18 protein-coding genes and 2 pseudogenes are annotated in these 22,320 nt (G+C 59.9%); 10 read left to right on the top strand and 10 right to left on the bottom strand.

Annotated elements, in window-relative coordinates; translation table 11 throughout:
* Positions 1 to 297 precede the first annotated feature (297 nt).
* From trbJ to NY023_RS05460, 3 genes are all read left to right on the top strand, one after another.
* On the top strand, positions 298 to 1,137 hold the full coding sequence (trbJ, locus tag NY023_RS05470; RefSeq protein WP_080563740.1) for a P-type conjugative transfer protein TrbJ: 840 nt from the start codon (positions 298 to 300) through the stop codon (positions 1,135 to 1,137).
* A gap of 193 nt (positions 1,138 to 1,330) precedes the next feature.
* On the top strand, positions 1,331 to 2,917 hold the full coding sequence (gene trbL / locus NY023_RS05465) for a P-type conjugative transfer protein TrbL (RefSeq protein ID WP_013971145.1): 1,587 nt from the start codon (positions 1,331 to 1,333) through the stop codon (positions 2,915 to 2,917).
* Positions 2,918 to 2,919: 2 nt separating this feature from the next.
* Positions 2,920 to 3,240 carry a hypothetical protein gene (locus NY023_RS05460; RefSeq protein WP_013971144.1) on the top strand — a complete coding sequence of 107 codons (321 nt, stop codon included), beginning with the start codon at positions 2,920 to 2,922 and terminating at the stop codon, positions 3,238 to 3,240.
* 266 nt (positions 3,241 to 3,506) lie between these two features.
* Here NY023_RS05460 and NY023_RS05455 read toward each other — a convergent pair whose 3' ends face one another.
* Positions 3,507 to 4,883 (bottom strand): hypothetical protein, encoded by a 1,377-nt coding sequence (locus NY023_RS05455; RefSeq protein WP_049798429.1) that lies wholly within the window; start codon positions 4,881 to 4,883, stop codon positions 3,507 to 3,509.
* A 126-nt stretch (positions 4,884 to 5,009) separates the two neighbouring features.
* Positions 5,010 to 5,132 (bottom strand): annotated as a pseudogene (locus NY023_RS05450) (helix-turn-helix transcriptional regulator); the annotation flags it as partial.
* An 86-nt stretch (positions 5,133 to 5,218) separates the two neighbouring features.
* Between NY023_RS05450 and tnpB the strand changes: the two are divergent.
* Positions 5,219 to 5,578: an IS66 family insertion sequence element accessory protein TnpB gene (tnpB, locus tag NY023_RS05445; RefSeq protein ID WP_009687920.1), complete on the top strand. Its 360-nt coding sequence runs from the start codon at positions 5,219 to 5,221 to the stop codon at positions 5,576 to 5,578.
* An 18-nt stretch (positions 5,579 to 5,596) separates the two neighbouring features.
* The gene (locus tag NY023_RS05440) at positions 5,597 to 7,129 is read left to right on the top strand and encodes an IS66-like element ISPpu15 family transposase (RefSeq protein ID WP_013971142.1); all 1,533 of its coding nucleotides are present in this window, start codon (positions 5,597 to 5,599) and stop codon (positions 7,127 to 7,129) included.
* Positions 7,130 to 7,166: 37 nt separating this feature from the next.
* On the opposite strand, the pseudogene NY023_RS05435 reads toward NY023_RS05440, so the two are convergent.
* Positions 7,167 to 7,277: pseudogene (locus NY023_RS05435) on the bottom strand (DNA-binding protein); the annotation flags it as partial.
* Positions 7,278 to 7,368: 91 nt separating this feature from the next.
* Here NY023_RS05435 and NY023_RS05430 point away from each other — a divergent pair.
* Entirely contained in the window at positions 7,369 to 8,310 is a 942-nt protein-coding gene (locus tag NY023_RS05430; protein ID WP_200873966.1) for a LuxR family transcriptional regulator, read from the top strand.
* A gap of 225 nt (positions 8,311 to 8,535) precedes the next feature.
* Here NY023_RS05430 and NY023_RS05425 read toward each other — a convergent pair whose 3' ends face one another.
* The 6 genes from NY023_RS05425 to NY023_RS05400 form a co-directional block, all read right to left on the bottom strand.
* Complete coding sequence (locus tag NY023_RS05425; protein ID WP_049798428.1) at positions 8,536 to 9,561, bottom strand: hypothetical protein; 1,026 nt, start codon at positions 9,559 to 9,561, stop codon at positions 8,536 to 8,538.
* A 130-nt stretch (positions 9,562 to 9,691) separates the two neighbouring features.
* Entirely contained in the window at positions 9,692 to 10,903 is a 1,212-nt protein-coding gene (locus NY023_RS05420) for a tyrosine-type recombinase/integrase (RefSeq protein ID WP_038410353.1), read from the bottom strand.
* Between the two features lie 307 nt (positions 10,904 to 11,210).
* On the bottom strand, positions 11,211 to 12,788 hold the full coding sequence (gene guaA, locus NY023_RS05415) for a glutamine-hydrolyzing GMP synthase (protein WP_013971139.1): 1,578 nt from the start codon (positions 12,786 to 12,788) through the stop codon (positions 11,211 to 11,213).
* Between the two features lie 78 nt (positions 12,789 to 12,866).
* The gene (gene guaB / locus NY023_RS05410; protein WP_013971138.1) at positions 12,867 to 14,336 is read right to left on the bottom strand and encodes an IMP dehydrogenase; all 1,470 of its coding nucleotides are present in this window, start codon (positions 14,334 to 14,336) and stop codon (positions 12,867 to 12,869) included.
* An 86-nt stretch (positions 14,337 to 14,422) separates the two neighbouring features.
* Positions 14,423 to 14,980: a hypothetical protein gene (locus NY023_RS05405; protein ID WP_003257977.1), complete on the bottom strand. Its 558-nt coding sequence runs from the start codon at positions 14,978 to 14,980 to the stop codon at positions 14,423 to 14,425.
* 51 nt (positions 14,981 to 15,031) lie between these two features.
* Positions 15,032 to 15,787: a sulfite exporter TauE/SafE family protein gene (locus NY023_RS05400; protein WP_013971137.1), complete on the bottom strand. Its 756-nt coding sequence runs from the start codon at positions 15,785 to 15,787 to the stop codon at positions 15,032 to 15,034.
* A gap of 97 nt (positions 15,788 to 15,884) precedes the next feature.
* Between NY023_RS05400 and NY023_RS05395 the strand changes: the two genes are divergently transcribed.
* The 4 genes from NY023_RS05395 (at position 15,885) to leuA (ending at position 21,384) form a co-directional block, all read left to right on the top strand.
* Positions 15,885 to 16,763 carry a LysR family transcriptional regulator gene (locus tag NY023_RS05395; RefSeq protein ID WP_013971136.1) on the top strand — a complete coding sequence of 293 codons (879 nt, stop codon included), beginning with the start codon at positions 15,885 to 15,887 and terminating at the stop codon, positions 16,761 to 16,763.
* Between the two features lie 313 nt (positions 16,764 to 17,076).
* A complete protein-coding gene (gene xseA, locus NY023_RS05390) occupies positions 17,077 to 18,456 on the top strand; it encodes an exodeoxyribonuclease VII large subunit (RefSeq protein ID WP_038408915.1) in 1,380 nt (459 codons plus the stop codon).
* Positions 18,457 to 18,459: 3 nt separating this feature from the next.
* Positions 18,460 to 19,287 carry a M23 family metallopeptidase gene (locus NY023_RS05385; protein WP_013971134.1) on the top strand — a complete coding sequence of 276 codons (828 nt, stop codon included), beginning with the start codon at positions 18,460 to 18,462 and terminating at the stop codon, positions 19,285 to 19,287.
* Positions 19,288 to 19,710: 423 nt separating this feature from the next.
* Positions 19,711 to 21,384: a 2-isopropylmalate synthase gene (gene leuA, locus NY023_RS05380; RefSeq protein WP_013971133.1), complete on the top strand. Its 1,674-nt coding sequence runs from the start codon at positions 19,711 to 19,713 to the stop codon at positions 21,382 to 21,384.
* A gap of 239 nt (positions 21,385 to 21,623) precedes the next feature.
* Here the strand turns inward: leuA and NY023_RS05375 are convergent, their stop codons facing one another.
* Complete coding sequence (locus NY023_RS05375) at positions 21,624 to 22,304, bottom strand: bifunctional 4-hydroxy-2-oxoglutarate aldolase/2-dehydro-3-deoxy-phosphogluconate aldolase (protein WP_013971132.1); 681 nt, start codon at positions 22,302 to 22,304, stop codon at positions 21,624 to 21,626.
* Between the last annotated feature and the right edge of the window lie 16 nt (positions 22,305 to 22,320).

Genomic DNA, 22,320 nt, shown 5'->3' with positions numbered 1-22,320 from the left:
AAGCACCATGTCGAAACGTCAGCCTGGGTTTCAGCATGACCCAAGCAGCGGCAACAATCGTGACGATCTCATCTAAATCTTTATGAGTTTCTGTGCCTACCTGGGACACGATCAGCGCCGACTGACCGAAAAACACGGTCAATCGGGCGCTTAATTATTTTTAGGGCGAACCACAGCGACATTCATTACAGTCGATATTGTTCATGTCAACCTAAGTAGCCAATCATTCTATCGATGCAACTGGCATATCGGGGCACGATCAGGCACGAATAATAGTGACTGATCGAGGTCAATCATATGCGTAATATATCCGCAGCCCGATTTAAAGACAAAACGCTGTCAGAAAACATCTCGAACGAAACACCCGCTTCTCCGTTCCAAAAATTCCTACGCCAAGCGGCCTATAGCACCAAAATAGTTGGAGCCGCTTTTATAGCGATGGCCGTATACATCGCATCAACCCCGGCCTATGCAATCTACTGTTCGAACTGCTCAACGTTCTACCAGCAAATGTTCGAGTACGCTGAGGCGGTTAACACGGCTCTAAACACCGCCGAGCAACTGCAAACCCAAGTGCAGCAGTATCAAAGCATGATCACGCAGGGCACGGGCTTGCCTGATTCGATGTTCGGCAGTATCGCGGCTGATCTTAGAAACGTGATGAACATCTACGACCGCTCGCAAGCGTTAGGCCGCCAAATCCAGAACATGGATTCGCAGTTCAGCAGGGCTTTCCCCGGTTTCAATTCGTACCTGAATCAAGCTGCCAACTCGGCTGAGTCACCGGCACAAGACCGCTTTCAGGCGTGGTCTGAGCAAGGCCGCGATAACGTGAAAGCTGCGCTGGAAGCGGCGAACCTCAATACCAGCACCTTTGAGACTGAGGGCGAGCAGCTTGACCGCATGATGACCCGCTCACAGTCGGCCGTCGGCCGGATGCAGGCACTTCAGGCGGGCAACGAAATTGCCTCACAGAACGTACAGCAATTGCAAAAGCTGCGCGATCTTGTGGCTACGCAAATCAACATGCAGGGCAACTATCTGGCTCAGCAGGGCGACAGGGCAGCAGCCAGCGAAGCTACCGAACTACAGTTTGAAGCTCGCAAAAACACACGCGGCGGCGTGAAGGGGTACTGAGAATGGCTATTTCGAAATGGCTCATCACGTTGATCTGCTTCGGCTCTGCACTAATCGGTTCGATGATCACCGTGGCGATTCAGAGCGACTGCGAATGTACCTCTGTGATTGAGCACCAACGGCAACAGCATGACGCTGATGCCTCGTTTGAAGCGCGCCCGAACACTCGCGGCGGCGTTAAGGGGTACTAGCTATGGATACTCGCCTACTGTTGTTCCTCGCCTTAGCGAGTGCGTTCGTGAGCGGAAATGCTATGGCAACCTCCGACCTTTCCCATGCTGACACATCGGTGCAGGGCCTACTCGACCTCGTTTTACATCAGTCGCACCAGTGGTCAGGAAAGCTGTATGACTATGCGATCAGATTATTCTGGCTGTTGGCCTCGATTCAGTTCATCTGGACGTTCATACCTCTGGTCATGAAGCAAGCCGACTTCGGCGAGATTGTCGGCGAGCTGCTGCGCTTCGTCCTGGTGGTCGGTTTCTTCCTTGCCATTATGAAGTACTCGGTGGAGTGGTCATCTGCCATTGTCGATAGTTTCCGCGATGCGGCGGCATCTGCGAGCGGCCTCAGCCGTGCGTTAGAACCCGGCGATATGCTGGCGGTTGCGCTGGATTTTGGCCGCACTATGGTGAAGGGCATATCAGTGTTTTCGCCGGCCAAAGGACTTCTGATCGCAGTTTGCGCAATCCTTGTATTGGCGTGTTTCGCCTTCATCGCTGCATTCATGTTCGTAACGCTCGTAGAGTCTTACGTCATCATCAATGCTTCGGTGCTGTTCTTTGGCTTTGGCGGCTCACAATGGACGCGTGATTTTGCGATCGCCCCAATGCGTTTCACCGTCGCAATCGGAGCCAAGCTGTTCGTCTTAACGCTGATCGTCGGCCTGATCGTTCAGTCGGCCAAGCAGTGGTTGGCCGCCTACACCAATGACGAAGCGTCGTTGATGACGATGGTTGGTCTGGCCTTGGTGTGCTGCTATCTGACAAAGACCATTCCTGACCTCATCGGCGGCATGATAAGTGGCACCTCGATGGGTGGTGGATCAGCCATCGGCGGTATGGCGGCGGCTGGTGCTGCCGGTGCAGCGGCGGCAATCGCAACCATCGCCACAGCCGGGGCTGCCGCTCCTGCTACTGTCGGTGCTCTCGGCGCCGCTGGCAGCAGTGGTGCAGCCGGTACCGGTGCAGGTGCAGCGGGTGCCGGGGGCGGTCTCGCAGGGGCGATCAACTCCAGCTTTGCCGGTGCAAGCTCCGCCGGTGGTGCCGCTCCGGCTGTAGGTGGCGCTACCCCCACTGGCGTCGGGGCCAACACTGGCGGCGGGGCAGTTGCCAAGACGGCCAGCTCCGCAGGCGTGAAAACTGGAGGTGGCGCAACTACCCAATCGGCCCCGCCCAGCAGCGGCACACAGCAGGCCGCTAAGCAGACCGGGAAGGCCTCGCAGAGCGGCGATGACAATGATCAGAAAGCAACACCGAAAGGGGGAGCTGTTAGTTCCGGCAACGCACTGTCCCAAGCGGCCAATGGTGGTGCAAAAGCGCTTGGCGTAATCGCCTCACTGACAGTCCCGGGCATGGAGAATGCACACTCAGCGTCGCTTGGCGCTGGTCCTCCACAGCCAGCTCACGGTGCCTCCAGTTCGCTCAAATCCGCAACGCCGGCTGCGGAAGCCCTAGCTATGGAATCCAATGTCATTCGACCAGATACGCACACCAGCTCGAACTCCGGAGGCACCGACGTTTCGAGCATAACCTCAAGCAATGACCACCCGGAGAAATAACCATGAATAGCATTCTGATGTTCGCTGGATTCGTCGTACTCGCCTCCACCTTGGCCATTGCCATGTGGGCGTTCGGCCGCTGGCTACGAAGCAAAGGCTACGGGCCATTGCTCGATAGACTGGGTCGACAATGTACCGCGTTGCAGCTTCGAGTTAGCCCGCTGGCCCTTTCGGCTTCCTTTCACATGTTTTCCGGAGTGCAACACCTGAATCGCCTCCCACTGCTTGGTAGCAAGAGCAATGCTGCTCAAGCCCAGCAAATTCTGATGGCGATCCGAGCGACGCAGGAAGCCCAAAGGCTCGACTCCCCCGGCGACCGTTGACCCTACAACCCCCGCCAGAGTGCGGGGGTTTGTTTTTCCGGAGATACCCAATCCGAGTAATACGCACGGACTTGTCTCAGCTCATCCCTTCAGATCTCCCGCACGTAAGCGTCATCTCCCCCTGAATTCAAAATCCGAGCCGCCTTATTACTTCGGACCAGCACCCTTCTGGCATTTCATCAGAATGACGACCCCAGACAGCCTTGATCCAACGCTCGGAAGGCTCTGCCATTAGTAATACGCACGGACTTTGAACACCTAGACCATCAGCTTGGACGGAGCGCCGCCAAAAGCGCAGGGGCTTCGCCATTAGTAATACGGACGGACTCTGAACACTCTACGGCGGGAGCTTTGAGATAGCCCGAGACGGCCCCCACGGATACAGCCATTTGCTTAGCGATGGCTCGCACGCTCAGGCCTTCGCGTCTGAGGGCCTGCGCCTGCGCCTGCTTAGCGTTGGCAGCCTCAAGGTAGGTTTCTCGATCTACAGAACCGGCAGCTCGCCTACGAAGTTCGTGGCGCCTCCTATCGCGCTCTGCAGCCTCGACCCGACTGACAATCGTTTTGAGCTGGCGTTGTTCGTCCTCAGTGATGCCGAACAGGTTGATAAGGGTGTCGTTCTTCGGCGTGTACAGCGGCGCGTAGTTCTTTCCGCCAAAGCTGATTTTCTCCCCGGCCTCGTAGGCTTTGGCCTTGCTGAACAGGGTCATAAGCTCTTTCGAGCGGCTATTCCACTGCGGATCGAGTTCGCGGGCCAGCGCAGCCGCTTCGTGGTACATCTGCTTGCTGTTGGTCGCCCCGGACAGCAGCAGGAAATTCAATCGCCAAAACAGGTGCTGCATCCGGCTGCCTTCACCGACACCACCGCGCAGCTCGGCCAGCTTGCGCAGGTCTTCCAGCCGATCCCACGCGAGCTGTCGGCCGGAAAACCCGCGCAGATTGTCGATTTTGCTGCCGGGCACCAAAAGGAAAGGCTTTCTCGATGCGCGCTGTTCGGCCTGTTTCTGTTGCTCCTGCCGTTGCTGCTCGATAGTCCATCGGGCTGCCGGTAGAAGGGCCTCGGCTAGATACTCGAAGTTGTAGCGGATCGGCTGACCATCGAGGCCGCTCTGAACGTGAACCACACGGCAGACTTCGCCGCTCTTGCTGTTGACCGTCTCGACGGTGCGCAGCACGCGGCTGGCATCCTTGGCCATCGGGTCGGCCCCGACGTGCGCGAGACGATCCACAAGGTAGCGTTGGCAGGCGTTCCAGCGGGGCAGGGCCTGTCGTGGAATCGTGCCCTCCAGCAGCCACTTGGCTTGTATGCCCCGGCCGCTGTAGATCAGCACGGACGGCGGCGGCAAGCCCTCTTCGGCGCAGAAGTATAGGACGGACGCGGCCAATTGGTCAGGCGCTCGCCCAGCCAGCGCGGGCACGCGGTAAGTGTCGAGGTCGGCGAACAGCAAGCCAAGCCGCAGAAGATTAACGACTCGCCTATTGGGTCGGATGAACTCTGCTTGGGACATCCACGTGTCACGTTTTTTGTCCAACAAACTGAGCACTTTTGGCATATCAGCCAAACGATGAGAAGACTGGCGCTTTTCACCTCGGGAGTCGACGAGCAACGAAAAAAAACCGGCTCTCATCCTATCGTGGTACATCTGCGCTTCGTCCTGAGAACTGAAAAGCACAAGCTGTGAACATGCGCTATTCAGCTCTACCAGAGCGTTTGCAGTGTCTGAGTAAAGACGCGATATCGACCTTGTCTCAGGCCTGACCTGCACCGCTCAGACTGCCATTCCTGGCCTAGGAGGAGGGCCGAACTCCCTGCATGTATCAATCCACTCCTCTATCTCAGCTAAATCCCACACGACCTTGCGGCTACTCACCGCAATTCGACGTGGAAATTTAGTAAGGGATCCATCATCCCCACATTCCAACCGTCCACCTGATTCCCGATGCTGTGCTCCCGATTTCTTTCTGGAGCCAGCCCGCCATGATGCGCCCCGACAGCAAAGTCGAAAAAGTCTACCTCTACCCCAAGCCCGTGGACTTTCGAAAGTCCATCGACGGCCTCACTGCCCTGGTCGAACTGGACATCAAGGTCGCCGTGTTCGACCCGGTACTTTTCGTCTTCCTCAATAAAGCCCGTAACCGCATCAAGGTGTTGTATTGGGAGCGCAACGGCTTCTGCCTTTGGCTCAAGCGCCTCGAAGCCGAGCGTTTCAAAACTTCACCCGACGCGACCGACGAAGCTATCGTACTGACCGTCCAGGAACTGAATTGGCTACTCGACGGTTTCGATCTCTGGCGCAACCGTCCGCATCAGGTTTTGACTCCTCGTTTCGTCGCCTGACCGGGTATAATCCGGGCCATGATTTCAGTGCCCGATAACCTTCCTGACGACCCTGCCGCGCTCAAACTACTGCTTGCGCAGTTGTTGGCCGAGCGCACGGTCGACAAAGGTCAGATCGTCGACCTTAAAGAACAGGTCAAGCTGCTGCGTGACCGATTATTCAATCGCAAGTCCGAGCAAACCGTCGAGTCCAACACGCCCCAACTGGCGTTGTTCAATGAACCCGAAAGTCAGTGGGTACCTACCGCTGATGATGCCGACGAAGAAGTTGTTGCGCCAAGCAAGCAGCGCGGCAAACGCAAGCCACTGTCGGCTGACCTGCCACGCATTGAAGTCATTCATGACTTGCCCGAGCACGAACTGACTTGCGCCTGTGGTTGCCGCAAACACGTGGTTGGCGAGCAAACCAGCGAACAACTCGACATCGTGCCGATGCAGATCCGTGTGCTTAAACACGTACGCAAAATCTATGGCTGCCGTGGCTGCGAAACCGCGCCGGTCACCGCTGACAAGCCGGCCCAATTGATTGAAAAGAGCATGGCCAGTCCCAGCGTGCTGGCGATGTTGCTAACCACCAAGTACGTCGATGGCCTGCCGCTGCACCGCTTCGAAACGGTGCTGAACCGACATGGTATCGAGATCCCCCGGCAAACCCTGGCCCGCTGGGTCATCCAGTGCAGCGAACACTTTCAGCCACTGCTGAACCTGATGCGTGACCGCCTGCTGGAAAGCCCGGTGATCCATTGCGATGAAACTCGCGTGCAGGTGCTCAAAGAGCCGGATCGTGATCCGACCAGTCAATCCTGGATGTGGGTGCAGGCCAGTGGCCCGCCTGATCGACAAGTCGTGCTGTTCGATTACACCACCAGCCGCGCGCAGGAGGTGCCGCTGCGCCTGCTGGAGGGCTATCGCGGTTACGTGATGACCGATGATTACGCCGGTTACAACGCGTTGGCGCTACAGCCGGGCGTTGAACGACTGGCGTGCATGGCGCATGTCCGGCGTAAATTCGTCGAAGCGCAGAAGGTGCAGCCTAAGGGCAAGACCGGTCGCGCCGATGTTGCGCTGACGATGATCAACAAACTGTATGGCATCGAACGCGACCTCAAGGATGCCAGCGATGAACAGCGATTCATCGGTCGTCAGGAACGAAGCCTGCCGATCCTTGAGCAGTTGAAAAGTTGGCTCGACAAGACGCACTCACAGGTGACACCGCAAAGCGTACTGGGCAAGGCGGTGCTTTACCTGGCAAACAACTGGAACCGCTTGGAGCGGTATGTCGAGGCGGGCCACCTGCCGATCGACAACAACCTGGCAGAGCGGGCCATAAAGCCGTTTGTGATCGGGCGCAAAGCTTGGCTGTTCAGTGACACGCCCAAGGGAGCCACGGCTAGCGCGCAGATCTACAGCTTGGTCGAAACCGCCAAGGTCAACGGCCAAGAGCCCTATACGTGGCTGCGCCACGTCCTGGAGCGACTGCCGCACGCCTCATCGGTAGCAGCCTACGAAGCGCTGCTGCCATGGAACTGTTCGCCAGAGATGCCACGGTAACCTTGGCTTCCACCTTGTGGTAGGTGGGGTTTATGGATCGGTTACGAAATTTACCCTTCATTTCAAAGTTATAGATCGTGCGCTCACACAGCGGGATCATCGCCAGGAGTGTCTTTTTGTCGATGAGTTTTTTGCTCGATGGATGCATAGCTAGGCCCTACCAGTCACAGCGAATGTGTGCCTGATCGTGCCTTTAGGTGCCTATTGCTTCGACAGAATGATTGGCTAGAATGGTTGACATGAAAAAACAAACGACCATAGCTATTTGGGAGGGGTGTGACCCCTCCGTCGCAGAGGCCCTTCACCGGTTCCTTGATCGCTGGGAGCCTTACTCCACTGCATCTAAACGCTATGCGATCGTTCGTCTGGTCGAAGAGCTTATCGACCCTGCCGTGGCGGCATATGTCGAAACGCTTCCATCGCGCTATACGGGCCATATACCCGGAGCAGGAACGAATGTAGCGTTCAGCGCGATTATGCAGCTGGTTGGCGTTGCCGCTATGGTCCGCCTACAGCGCCAACTGCTACGAGCCTTTGTTCTGACCCATGACAAGCAGTCGGAAGATGATCGCCGCTTCATTGCGACGCTTGAGACGTTGATAGAACTGGTGCTGGCATGTAAGCGCAAGCAACCGTCTAACAAGGATCTGGGCGGTTTGAACGGTCAACGCTTGAAGGGCTTTTGTAGATTCTGCGGCGCGCGAGCAGAGCTAGCATTGTTCGCAGAAGGTGAAGGTCAGCGTGACCTTGATGAACACCTACGCCTGAGCAACCTTTACTGCACCACCCACCGCCCAAAGACACCAGATGGACGATGGAACCCGGCATACAGGCAAGCAATGAGATCTGTAGCGCAGTTCGACCTAGAGCTGGCCAGGTTGAGCAGACAATGCGCGATGCGAGCAGAGCCTAAGGCAAAGTCAGGTGACGAACTGGTCGACGCGTATATCTTTCGATACATGCTTAGCCAAACCCTGCACCTAGCGGACGAAGCGGAGTTAAGAAATCTCGCTCGACTAATGGTGGACATGAAACTGACAGACCGAAGAAAGCAAATACTCGTACTGCAAAAATTCGGCTTCAACCAGTCAGAAATTGCTCGCAGACTGGAGATCGAGCGCCAAGCAGTATCCAAAGCTCTTCGCTCGATTCCTGATTGCTTTCGGCTTTCGACGCCGTGAATGCGTCGAACTGGGTAAATTGCGCCCACGTGACCACACACTTGTATTCGACGTGACCAGTCATTCGCATGGCTGAGGGACGAAAGCAGCCATCAACGCCCGGCAGCTAACTGCCAGAAGCAGAATCTCGCTCAAAGGTGAGCACTCCCCCCTGAGCGGCTCGATCGCAATTCAGAATGTTTTTTTGCTCCCCCATATAACCTGATTAGTAAATGGTCAGAAGAGCTATGCGCCCTGATTTCGAGGCTCCTTAGCGGGGGCGAATTCCACCGTGATGAAGTACTCGGTCTCCTCCTTCGTGCTTGCGGTGATCTGCGCGTTTGCGCCTGCTTGTAGCATTTGAGCTTGGATTTGGAACTCTATATTGCGGTCGTTCGAGAACGACGTGGTCTCTTTGATTTCGAGCGACGCTGCTTCACACGCACCGATTTCACGAGCCATCACCACTGCTGCCCAAGATGGTTCAAAGGCCAGCCAGAAGTAATCCGCTCTGGTCAGGCGGTCGCCCTCATGCCATTGCTTACCTCTGAGCCGAAACTCCCTGGAGTCCATAGCATTCCTGGCCTGATCGTTCTTGCTGGAGTAGGACGCACTACTACCGCCGTAACCAGCAACGTCAGTGGATGCAGATCCGTCGATTGAGCTACGGGCTACCTCAGCGGATTTTTTTGAGATCTGGATTCTGGTCGCCCCCATGTCGACCAGCATTTTGATCAGCTCTGCTTCACGCTCAGCGAGCAAAATTTGGTCATACCGCTCGCTTGGGATGTACAGGTTATGCTTGTCATGGGTTGCGGCACCTGCCAGCGGATGACGCTTGTAGACTTTTCCAACTAGCGGGTGCCCTGGCTCGAATCGGAACCCCGCCTTCTCGGCCAGGGCGGGAGTTACAGAGTGCTTACGCATATACGCTGCAAATCGAGCGGCTTCTAGTGCCTGAGCTTCGTTCAACTGTTTTCGTTCTTCCGCATTCGCTACCGCATAGCGGGATATCAATTGAACGAAAAATGGGCTAACTGCCGCTGCGCCGACTGCAGAGACTAAAAGCCCAATCGGGGTGGTCCGCATCGTAGCGATAGCGGCAAGGCTCAATCCGCTCAACGCCAGCTTATCCCAGCTTTTTTCATCTGGTGAGATTGGACTGAGCGAGCCCTCTACATCTTTGACTGAGGCACCTTCTGTCACGTAGATGTGATCAAGCATTAAAGGCCCAAGGGTCTCGTCTTCACTAGGAAGATTGATTACATTCACTTGCGATCACCTCTGGGTATGATTGGTCATATCTGCTTCGGCTGATTTTGCGTTTACTTAATTTTTGTTACGAGCGTGCTGTGAAGGCACGGGCGTGGAGCATGGCTGGTCACTGGTGTCTGGACAGCGCCTACCTATTTGTTTTCCGAGGTTTATCAAGCGTCCACTCATCAATCATGTCGGCCCAATCCTGCAACATGGCTCGACGCTGATCACGATACTCGGCTTTGTTGTACACGGCTCGCACACCTTTCTGCTCGTGCGCGAGGCACTTCTCGATCCAGTCGGAGTTGTAGCCCGCCTCATGCAACAGCGTGCTGGCCGTGCGCCGCAGGTCGTGAGGACCGAACTTGCCTAGGGGAACCCCCTCCTTTTGGGCAAGACGATAGGTCAGCGTCAGTACCTGGTTGATCGTGGCCGCACTCATTGGCAAATCAGAGTCGTAGCGTGACGGCAAAACGTAGTCCGAACCTCCTGCCAAGGTTTTCAATGCGATGAAGAAATCCAATGCCTGCTGGGACAGAAATACCAAATGAGGGTTACGACGCTTCATCCGCTCTTTTGGGATGGTCCATAACGCTTCGCTGAAATTGATCTCATTCCACGTCGCATTGGTCAGCTCGCTCTTGCGCACCATCGTCAGCAGAAGGAGCTTTGCCGCAGCACGAACCGAAGTCGCGGTACCGATTCTGTCCATGTACTGGTACATCAGCGCAATTTCATCGGGCGTCAACGCACGGTCGCGTGGCTCGAATTTCGCGATGCTGGCAGGCCGTACCAGATCGGCCGGGTTTTCAACCTTCTGGCCACGCTCGATGGCCCAACGGAAGACTTGCAGCACGATCTCTCTTGAGTGGACGGCGGTTGCAGGGGCACCCCGCTCCACTATGGCATCCGTCAGCGCACGCAGATCCTCATGGGTGATTTCGACCAGCTTCTGATTGCCAAATTTCGGCTTCAACTCACGCTCGTAGACTGATCGACGCATGTCTCGCGTCGAGTCCGCCATCTGGTAGCCTCGCAGCCATTTTTCAGCCCAAGCATCAAAGGTCTCAGCGCCCTTCGTGCGAGCCTTCGCACGCGCTTTTTCCTTCGCTGGAGACTTGCCAGCGGCGACCATCTTCTTAGCCTCCCCTAGCCGCTCACGCGCCTCTGCCAAGGTGATGCCCCCTAAGCCATAACGACCGAAGGTGATGGTCTCCTGCCGGCCGTTGATGGAGTAGTTGTAGCGAAAGGAGATTGAGCCGGCTGGGGTAACGGCTACGTACAAGCCGTCACGGTCAATCACCTTGTAGAGCTTGTCCTGGGGCTTGAGATTTCGAAGCTTGGTATCGGTGAGCATGGCTTCCACTATTTCCATGAAAAAATACCATGCCCTGAAAAGCGCGGAAAAATGGGGTCTATACCCAGTAAAACCGGGCCTTTAGGCCAACTCGATACCATGCCAACACTGAAGCAAAGGACATGGTATTGAGCGTCATGCATGGCATTAGATGCAGTCAATACCCCGTACCATGCCACACAAACACCGTGCTTGGCGATGCATAACGCTACCCGAATTTGCCAGACCCAAAAAGCCAAAAGCCCGCAATTACGCGGGCTTCAGGGCATTTTTTGCTAGATCGTACCTGGCAGTGCCAGACGCGGGATCATTCCCACTCGATAGTCGCCGGCGGCTTGCTCGACACGTCGTAGGTAACGCGCGAGATGCCGTCGATTTCATTGATGATACGGCCGCTGACGGTTTCCAGCAGCTCGTACGGCAGGTGCGCCCAGCGCGCGGTCATGAAGTCCACGGTCTCGACGGCACGCAGGGCCACGACCCAGGCGTAGCGACGGCCATCGCCAACGACGCCTACCGACTTGACCGGCTGGAACACCACGAATGCCTGGCTGGTCTTGTGGTACCAGTCGGCCTTGCGCAGCTCTTCGATGAAGATGTGGTCGGCGCGACGCAGGATGTCGGCGTATTCCTTCTTCACTTCACCAAGGATACGCACGCCCAGGCCCGGGCCCGGGAACGGGTGGCGGTAGACCATGTCGTACGGCAGGCCCAGCTCCAGGCCGATCTTGCGCACTTCGTCCTTGAACAGTTCACGCAGCGGCTCGACCAGCTTGAGGTTCATTTCCTCCGGCAGGCCACCGACGTTGTGGTGCGACTTGATCACGTGGGCCTTGCCGCTCTTGGCGCCCGCCGACTCGATCACGTCCGGGTAGATGGTGCCTTGGGCGAGGAACTGGATGTTTTCCAGCTTGCTGGCTTCGGCATCGAACACGTCGATGAAGGTGCGGCCGATGATCTTGCGCTTCTTCTCCGGGTCGGCTTCGCCGGCCAGGTTGTCGAGGAACTGCTTTTCAGCGTCGGCGCGGATGACCTTGACGCCCATGTTCTCCTTGAACATGGCCATCACCTGGTCACCTTCGTGCAGGCGCAGCAGGCCGTTGTCCACGAATACGCAGGTCAGCTGGTCGCCGATGGCGCGGTGCAGCAGTGCGGCAACGACGGAGCTGTCGACGCCGCCGGACAGGCCCAGCAGGACGTTGGCCGAACCGACCTGCTCACGCACCTGGGCAATGGCGTCTTCGACGATGTTGGACGGAGTCCACAGGGCTTCACAGCCGCAGATGTCCTGCACGAAGCGGGACAGGATGCGACCGCCCTGCTTGGTGTGGGTCACTTCCGGGTGGAACTGCACGCCGTAGTAGCCGCGCGCGTCGTCGAACATGCCAGCGATCGGGCAGCTCGGGGTGCTGGCCAGCACGTGGAAGTTGCCCGGCATCTGGGTGACCTTGTCGCCGTGGCTCATCCACACGTCCAGACCCAGCACGCCGTCGGCGTCGATGTGGTCTTCGATGCCGTCGAGCAGGCGGCTCTTGCCAACCACGTCCACGCGGGCATAACCGAATTCACGCAGGTCGGAACCTTCGACCTTGCCGCCCATCTGCTCGGCCATGGTCTGCATGCCGTAGCAGATGCCCAGCACTGGTACGTTCAGGTCGAACACCGCCTGCGGGGCGCGCGGGCTGTTGGCTTCGTGGACCGACTCGGGGCCGCCGGCGAGGATGATGCCGCGCGGGTTGAATTCGCGGATCGCTTCATCGTCCATGTCGAACGGATGCAGCTCGCAGTACACGCCGATTTCGCGCACGCGGCGGGCGATCAGCTGGGTGTACTGGGAACCGAAATCGAGGATCAGGATGCGGTGAGCGTGAATGTCGAGGGCCATGACTCAATCTCGTCAGTGGAAATCGGAAACGACGCGGGGCTGTCATGACAGCCCCGCTTTCTGTTGTAGCTGGAAGCCTCAGCCTACGCGGTAGTTAGGGGCTTCTTTGGTGATCTGCACGTCATGCACGTGGGACTCGGCCATGCCGGCACCGGTGATGCGCACGAATTCCGGCTTGGTGCGCATCTCTTCGATGGTTGCGCTGCCGGTGTAGCCCATGGACGAACGCAGGCCGCCCATCAGCTGGTGGATGATCGCGGCCAGCGCGCCCTTGTAGGGAACACGGCCTTCGATACCTTCCGGTACCAGCTTCTCGGCGCCGGCCGAGGAGTCCTGGAAGTAGCGGTCGGACGAGCCTTGCGCCTGTGCCATGGCACCCAGCGAGCCCATGCCGCGGTAGGCCTTGTAGGAACGGCCCTGGAACAGTTCGACTTCACCCGGAGCCTCTTCGGTACCGGCGAACATCGAACCCATCATCACGCAGGAAGCACCGGCAACGATGGCCTTGGACAGGTCACCCGAGAAGCGGATGCCGCCGTCGGCGATCAGTGGCACGCCAGTGCCTTCCAGTGCAGCGGCAACGTTGGCGATGGCGCTGATTTGCGGCACGCCTACGCCGGCAACGATACGGGTGGTGCAGATCGAGCCTGGGCCGATACCGACCTTGACCGCGTCAGCGCCAGCTTCGGCCAGAGCCTTGGCGGCAGCGCCGGTGGCGATGTTGCCGCCGATCACCTGCACTTGCGGGTAGGTTTCCTTGACCCAGCGAACGCGATCGATCACACCTTTGGAGTGACCGTGGGCGGTGTCGACCACAACCACGTCAACGCCAGCAGCCACCAGGGCGGCAACACGCTCGCCGGTGTCCTTGCCGGTGCCGACCGCGGCGCCGACGCGCAGGCGACCCTGGTCGTCCTTGCTGGCCAGCGGGTAGGCCTTGGCCTTTTCGATGTCCTTGACGGTCATCATGCCCTTGAGGTTGAACTTGTCGTCAACGATCAGGACTTTTTCCAGGCGGTGCTTGTGCAGCAGCTCGCGGACTTCGTTCTTGTCGGCGCCTTCGCGGACGGTGACCAGACGCTCTTTCGGGGTCATCACGTCGCGGACCTTGGCGTCCAGGCGGCTTTCGAAGCGCACGTCACGGGAGGTGACGATGCCGACCAGGTCGCCGTTCGCCAGCACCGGAACGCCGGAGATGTTGTTCAGGCGGGTCAGATCGAACAGATCGCGCACGGTGGCGTCGGCGTCGATGGTGATCGGGTCCTTGACCACGCCAGCCTCGAACTTCTTGACCTTGCGGACTTCGCTGGCCTGCTGTTCGATGGTCATGTTCTTGTGGATGATGCCGATGCCGCCTTCCTGGGCCATGGCAATGGCCAGGCGCGCTTCGGTCACGGTATCCATGGCAGCGGATACCAGCGGAATGTTCAGCTCGATGCCACGGGTCAAACGGGTCTTGAGACTGACTTCATTAGGCAGTACCTCGGAATAGCCAGGTACAAGGAGGATATCGTCGAAGGTCAGGGCTTCTTGGCTGATACGCAGCATCGCGGGGGCTCCCGGGCGGGAAAAATGGAAGCGCGCCATTATACTCATGCACGGCGCGCCGCTCAATGCAAAATAAGGGCCTTCGGTCAGCCTTGTGGCAGTTTTACCTGTACCACGGCCACCGGCTGGTCGAGCCAGTCGGCGAAGCTGTCGAGAAAGGCCTGGGTGAACCCGGCCTCGCCCCAGTTGTTGAAGATGAACCCCAGGTTGGAAAAGGCACATGGCTGCAGGTAAATGAAGCCATTGATGTCATCTTCGAAGCCGCACAACGGGCAGGTGAAGTTGTCGCTAACTGCCGGCATCCATTCTTCCAGGCTTTCGAACAGCGGCTCACCCACCTCGCGCCGGCACTCGGGGCAACCGGCCTCTTCGAGGAAACCTTCGGTAGGGGTATAGATGCAGCGCTTGAGCATCACCTCCAGGCCGTTGACCTGTTCGCCGAAGGGCAGTTTCTCCGGATGCAGGGCCACTTTGCGGGCACCTTCGGCCAGGGCATGGCCCATGCGGTTGCCGGTGCGGCCACAGGTGGTCAGCTGTTCCTCGACGACTTTCTCGCGCACCAGCCAGCGCAGGATGGCGCGGGCACGGGCTTCGTGCACCGGGACGGTAGACAGCTTGGGAACGATGATGCTCTGGGTGTTCATGAACGGGACAAGCCTGAAAAACTGCGGTAATAGCGCAATTCTACCGCCTGCTCAGGCGCTCAGGTAGCGACCGATCAGCGCCAGGCCGCTGGCCAGCACCAGCCAGGTGACCAGGCGCACAAAGGCTTCGCGAGACAGCCGATGGGTAAGCCTGCGCCCTGCCCAGAGGCCGACGAGCATGACCGGCAACAGGCAGGCGGCGAGCAACAGCAGGCTCTGGTCGGCATAGACGCCTGCGATAAGGAACAGCGTCAGCCGCACCACCGTACTGCAACTGATCAGCGCGCTCTGGGTAGCGCGCACCTGCTCCTTCACCTCCAGCCGCGCGCTCAGGTACAGCGCATAAAGGAAGCCGCCGCTGCCGAACAAGGCGCCGAACAGCCCGCCTGCCGTGCCCATCGGCATTGCCCAGAAACCCGACAGACTGGCCGGCCGTACCTTCACCGCCAGCCCGTACAGGGCATACGCCGTGACGAACAGCCCCATCAGCAGCAGCAACAGGTCTGACTTCAGCTGTAGCAGGAATACCACACCCAGCGCGCAGCCAATGGCCATGAACGGCAGCAGCCGCAACAGTTCGCCGCGCACGACATCGCGGCGCGAGGGCAGCAGGTTGCCGAAGGCGGCGACGAAGTCCAGCAGCACCAGCAGCGGAATGATCCGCGACAGCGGCATGAAGTGGATCAGCACTGGGCCGGCCACCAGCGCGGTGCCGAAACCGGCGATGCCGAAGACGATGTAGGCAGCGCCGACACCAAGCAGGATAGGCAGCCAGTCGAGGCCGGAAAACGACAGTTGGGCGAGCATGACAGCAGTTCCTGGGAAGACAGGCAAAGGTTAGCCAGCCATGAGCCATGCCGACTAATATGCCTTTGTCGCCACACTCATCTCGAAAAGGCATGACATGACGTCGATCCGCCAATTGCGTTACTTCGTGGAAATCGCCGAATGCGGCAGCTTCAGCGCTGCCGCCGAGCGGCTGTACATCGCCCAGTCGGCGCTGAGCCGGCAGATCAAGGAACTGGAGCAGCAACTGGGCACGCCGCTGTTCGAACGCACCGCGCGCCTCCCGCGCCTGACACTGGCTGGCCAGGCCTTTTTGGAACGGGCGCGGCGCTTGCTGGCCGACTTGGCGCAGGCCGAGCGTGTAACCCGCGACATTGGCGAAGGGCTGCAGGGCAGTCTGCGCCTGAACCACTCCAGTACAGTGCCGCTGACCGGCCCGCTGCTGGCTCGCCTGGGCGGTTACTTGCGCGACAACCCAGGTGTTTCGCTGGAAATTGCCCAGCAGTCGTCGGAGGCGCAGTTGGAGGATATCGCTGCCGGGCGGTTGGATATCGGCCTGCTGCGCTTGCCGGTGCTGCGCCAGCATGAAGGGGTGGTGCTGCATGAACTGTTCAGCGAACCCCTGCTACTGGCGGTCGCCGCCGCGCATCCCTTGGCCAGCGCGCCACAGGTGAAACTGGAACAACTGCGGGAAGAGCGCTTCATTTCCATTCCGCACCGGGACCGTGGCGGGCTGAGCTACCTGTCGGCCTCGATGTGCATGGAGGCAGGCTTTTTCCCGCGAGCAGCGCAGGTGCTGTCGCGCAAGACCACCCAGTTGCAGTTGATTCAGGCGGGGTTTGGGGTGGCGTTGTTGCCGGAATGCATGCGAGAGATTGCGCCAGCCTCAGTCAGCTTCGTGGCACTGGAAGGAGGGTGTGAGAGTACTGTGGCGATGGCTTGCAGGCGTGACGCAGGTTCGATGGTGCGCCAGTTCGTGACGGCGATGCAGGCCTGAAAGGCCGGCCCCCATAGAACTGCACTTAACTCATTGAATTAGCAGGGGCCCTGTGGGAGCGGCTTTAGCCGCGAACACCGGCGCAGCCGGTGCCATGCACCGCGTTGGATTCTTCGCGGCTAAAGCCGCTCCCACAGGGTATGCGGACTGCTTGCACTTTCAGTTATCTACGCGACAGCGCAGCCCAAAGGGCTGGGCCGGCTCCCACAGGGACAGCATGAGGCCCAAGCCAGCGCGATACCTATGGGAGCCGGCTTGCCGGCGATAGGGCCGGGACAGACAACCGGGGCCGATGTCCTTTATGATGCCCGCCATGATCAGAGACCCTTTCGAACGACTCGGCCTGGACCGCGAGGTCCTTACCGTCAGCCAACTCAACGGCCGCGCCCGCGTGCTGCTGGAAGACGTGTTCCGCAGCGTGTGGGTGGAAGGCGAGATTTCCAACCTCGCCCGCCCGGCGTCCGGCCACATGTACTTCACCCTCAAGGACAGCGGCGCACAGGTACGCTGCGCGCTGTTCCGGCAGAACGCCACGCGGGTGCGCCAGGCCCTGCGCGACGGTCTGGCGGTGCGGGTACGCGGCAAGGTTTCGCTGTTCGAAGGGCGTGGCGATTACCAGCTGATTCTCGACACCGTCGAGCCGGCCGGTGATGGCGCCTTGCGCCTGGCCTTCGAGGCATTGAAAGAGAAGCTCGGTGCCGAGGGGCTGTTCAGCGCCGAACGCAAGCAGCCGCTGCCGGCCCACCCGCAGCGCATCGGCATCATTACGTCGCCCACCGGCGCAGTGATCCGCGACATCATCAGTGTGTTCGGTCGCCGCGCCCCGCAAGTGGAACTGAACCTGATCCCCACCGCAGTACAGGGCCGCGAAGCCACTGCACAGATCGTGCGCGCGATCCGCCTGGCCGATAGCCTGGGGTTCGATGCGCTGATCCTGGCCCGGGGCGGCGGCTCGCTTGAAGACTTGTGGTGCTTCAACGAAGAAGCCGTGGCGCGGGCCGTGGCCGCTTGTGTCACGCCGATTGTCAGCGCCGTGGGCCATGAGACCGATGTCTCGATCAGCGACTTTGTCGCCGACGTGCGCGCGCCCACACCCTCTGCCGCTGCCGAGCTGCTGGCCCCCGACAACAGTGGCCTGCAGCAACGTCTGGATGGCCTGCAACGGCGCCTGCTGCTGCGCATTCAGAACCGCCTGACCCACGACCGCCTGCGCCTGGAGTCGCTGACCCGGCGCCTGCGCCACCCGGGCGAGCGCCTGCGCCAGCAGGCCCAACGCCTGGACGACCTGGACATGCGCTTGCGCCGCGCGTTCATGCTCAACCTCAACCAGCGACACGAGCGCCTGGCACGCCTGGACACCCGCCTCGCCGCGCAGCACCCGGGGCGAACCCTGAAACTGCTGGGCCAACGCCTGGACAGCCTGGCCGAGCGCCTGCCACGGGCCATGCGCGAGGTGCTCAAGGACCGCCGCCAGCGCTTCCAGGCCCAGTTGCAGACGCTGCAGGTGGTCAGCCCGCTGGCCACCCTCGCCCGCGGCTACAGCATCCTGCTGGACGAACAGGGCCAGGCCATCCGCAGCGCCGAACAGACCCGAAATGGCCAGCGCCTGACCGCCCGCCTGAACGAAGGCGAGCTGTTGGTGCGGGTCGAAGACAACCACCTGACCCCGGTCACCCTCTCACTTCTGGACTGACACATGCCCCGCCTGCTCGCGCCCCTGCTTGCCCTTTGCATCCTGCTGCTGGCCGGCGGCGCCCAGGCCAGCTACATCACCCGCACGCTGAACAAGCCGGTACCCGGCGGCGTGGCGGTGGTCGACCTCGGCCCCGCCGCCAGCGCGCCCAGCGCCCGCTTCGACGGCAAACCGGTGCTGGTGGTGAAGGAGCAGGACAACTGGCTGGCCATCGTCGGCATCCCGCTGACCCAGAAGCCCGGCACCGCGACGCTGAGCCAGGGCGGCCGTACCCTGCCCTTCACGGTCGGTAGCAAGAAATACCCCGAGCAGCGCATCACCCTGAAGAACACCCGCCAGGTCAACCCGAACCCGGCCGACCTCAAGCGCATCGATCGTGAGCTGGCCGAGCAGATCAAGGCTTACCGCAGCTTCAGCCCGACCCTGCCCAGCAATCTGATTCTCGACAAGCCGGTCAGTGGCCCGCTGTCGAGCAAGTTCGGCGTGCGCCGTTTCTTCAATGGCGAAGAACGCAACCCGCATGCCGGGCTGGACTTCGCGGTGCCGGCCGGCACGCCAATCAAGACCCCGGCCAATGGCAAGGTGATCCTGGTGGGCGATTACTTTTTCAACGGCCGCACGGTGTTCGTCGACCACGGGCAGGGCTTTATCAGCATGTTCTGCCATATGTCGAAGATCGATGTGCAAGTGGGGCAGCAACTGCGCCGGGGCGAGGTGGTCGGGCGCGTGGGCTCGACCGGGCGGGCTACCGGGCCGCACATGCACTGGAACGTCAGCCTGAACGATGCACGGGTGGATCCGGCGATTTTCATTGGTGCGTTCCAACCCTGAGAGCGGTACTGCCTGTGCCGGCCTCTTCGCGGGTAAACCCGCTCCCACAGGGATGGCGCTGCACCTGTGGGGGCGGGTTCACCCGCGAAAGGGCCAGCACAGTCGACATCAGTTCAACTGTGTTGCGCCATCGAAAAATACTGCGCAACAATCAATAAGCCAGCCTTTCTTTCATGCCATAAAATCTCGCCTTTCAGCTTTTTTTAAACATTCCTCTCAATTTTTTCTGAACGCTTGCCATCACCCACCCCACTGGTTAGGGTTGAAGGCATGAAAACCTACAGCACCCTCATCCTGCTCCGACAACATCGCAGCCTCTGCCTGGTCAGCGCCCGACTACCAGGCTGAATCGCGTCGCCTCGCCTTTTATCTCGTTATCGCTCGGCAGGCCCGATCTCGGCCGCACACAAAAGGATTGCTTCCATGACCATGCTCAAAGACCCTTCGAAGAAATACCGCGCTTTCCCGACCATCGACCTGCCTGACCGTACCTGGCCGTCGAAGACCATCACCGCCGCGCCAATCTGGTGCAGCTCCGACCTGCGTGATGGCAACCAGTCGCTGATCGAGCCGATGGATTCGGAGAAGAAACTGCGCTTCTGGAAGACCCTGGTGCAGGTTGGCGTGAAGGAAATCGAAGCCTCATTCCCATCCGCCTCGCAGACCGATTTCGACTTCGTGCGCATGCTGATCGAAGACGGCCACATCCCGGACGACACCACCATCCAGGTGCTCACCCAGGCCCGTGAAGACCTCATCGCCCGTACCTTCGAATCGCTGCGCGGGGCGAAGAAGGCCATCGTCCACCTGTACAACGCCACCAGCCCGTCGTTCCGCCGTATTGTCTTCAATCAGGACAAGCAAGGCGTGAAGGACATCGCGGTGAACGCGGCCAAGCTGTTCGTCAAGTACGCCGCCCAGCAGCCGGAAACCCAGTGGACCTTCCAGTACTCGCCGGAAACCTTCAGCGCCACCGAGATGGAGTTCGCCAAGGAAGTCTGCGACGCGGTCATCGAGGTGTGGAACCCGACCCCCGAGCACAAGATCATCCTCAACCTGCCGGCCACCGTGGAAGTGTCCACCCCGAACATCTACGCCGACCAGATCGAGTGGTTCTGCCGTAATGTCAGCCGTCGCGACAGCGTGATCATCAGCCTGCACTGCCACAACGACCGTGGCACCGGCATTGCCGCCACCGAGCTGGGCCTGATGGCCGGCGCCGATCGTGCCGAAGGCTGCCTGTTCGGCAACGGCGAGCGTACCGGTAACGTCGACCTGGTGACCCTGGCGCTGAACCTCTACACCCAGGGCATCGACCCACTGCTGGACTTCTCCGACATCGACGGCGTGCGCAAGGTGGTCGAAGAGTGCAACCAGCTGCCGGTGCACCCACGCCACCCGTACGTGGGCGACCTGGTCCACACCGCGTTCTCCGGCTCGCACCAGGACGCCATCCGCAAGGGCTTCGCCAAGCAGCAGGAAGGCGAACTGTGGGAAGTACCTTACTTGCCGATCGACCCGGCCGACATCGGTCGCAGCTACGAGGCGGTAATCCGCGTCAACAGCCAGTCGGGCAAAGGCGGCATCACCTACCTGCTCGAGCAGGAATACGGCATCAGCCTGCCGCGCCGCATGCAGATCGAATTCAGCCAGGTAGTACAGGGCGAAACCGACCGCCTGGGCCTGGAAATGACCGCCCAGCAGATCTACAGCCTGCTGCACAAGGAATACCTGCAGGCCAACTCCCCGTATGCGCTGGTCAGCCACCGTCTGCAGGAAGAGAACGGCCACAGCGCCGTGGAAGTGGAAGTCGCTGGTGAAGGCGAAACCACCCTGCACTGGCGCGGCAAGGGCAACGGTGCACTGGAAGCACTGGTGGCCGGCCTGCCGATTGCCGTGGAGATCATGGACTACAACGAGCATGCCATTGGCGCCGGCACCAATGCCAAGGCCGCGGCCTATATCGAACTGCGCGTGGCCGGTGGCCGCCCGGTGCATGGTGTGGGTATCGATGAAAACATCACCACGGCCAGCTTCAAGGCATTGTTCAGCGCGCTGAATCGCTCGCTGAGCCAGCAGGAAGCCAAGGCGGCCTGAGCCGTACCGCAATGAATGAGAAAGCCCGCATCGTTTGATGCGGGCTTTTTTGTTGGCCTGTGCCGGCCTCTTCGCGGGTGAACCCGCTCCTACAGGGATCGCGCTGCACTTAGCATCTGTACAGTACCTGAGGGAGCGGGTTCACCCGCGAAAGGGCCGGTACAGGCGCTGCAAGATCTCCAGGCAAAAAAAAGGGGCGCCGACCAAGCGCCCCACAAGCCGTAAAGCACACAACAAATTCAGTTGGCGTCCAGCAGCGCCATCGCTTCCGCACTGCACGCTTCGATCCGCGCCCAGTCGCCGTTCTTGATCCAGCTGCTGTCGAGCATCCAGGTACCACCCACGCACATCACATTGGGCAACGCCATGTAGTTGCGCACGTTGGCCGGGTTCACCCCGCCCGTAGGGCAGAAACGAATATCGCCGAACGGGCCGCCAAAGGCCTTGATCGCCGCTACCCCGCCGCTGATCTCCGCCGGGAACAGCTTGAAGCGGCGGTAGCCCAGGGCGTAGCCCATCATGATTTCGGACGGCGTGCTGATGCCTGGCAGCAGCGGGATCTCGCTGTCCACACCAGATTCGAGAATGTCTTGGGTAATGCCTGGCGTAACGACGAATTGCGCACCCGCAGCTTCAACCGCGGCGAACATGCCACGATCGAGCACGGTGCCGGCACCGACACAAAGCTCCGGGCGCTGCTCGCGCAACACCTGGATGGCCTTCAGGCCATATTGCGAGCGCAAGGTCACTTCCAGGGTACGGATACCGCCGGCGGCCAGGGCGTCAGCCAGCGGCAGGATGTCTTCCTCACGGGCGATGGTGATCACCGGCAGGATGCGCGCCTCTTTGCAAATGGCGTCGATCCGTGCGGCTTTGTCGGCCATCGAGAGCTTGGGCTGTGGGCGTTCGAGGGTGGTCATGACTGTGGATCCTTGG

This window comes from Pseudomonas sp. NBB (genome assembly GCF_032701105.1).
GTDB lineage: Bacteria > Pseudomonadota > Gammaproteobacteria > Pseudomonadales > Pseudomonadaceae > Aquipseudomonas > Aquipseudomonas asiatica.
The sequence above is the reverse complement of the archived record's forward strand: the minus strand, read 5'-3'. Positions and strand labels throughout refer to the sequence as shown.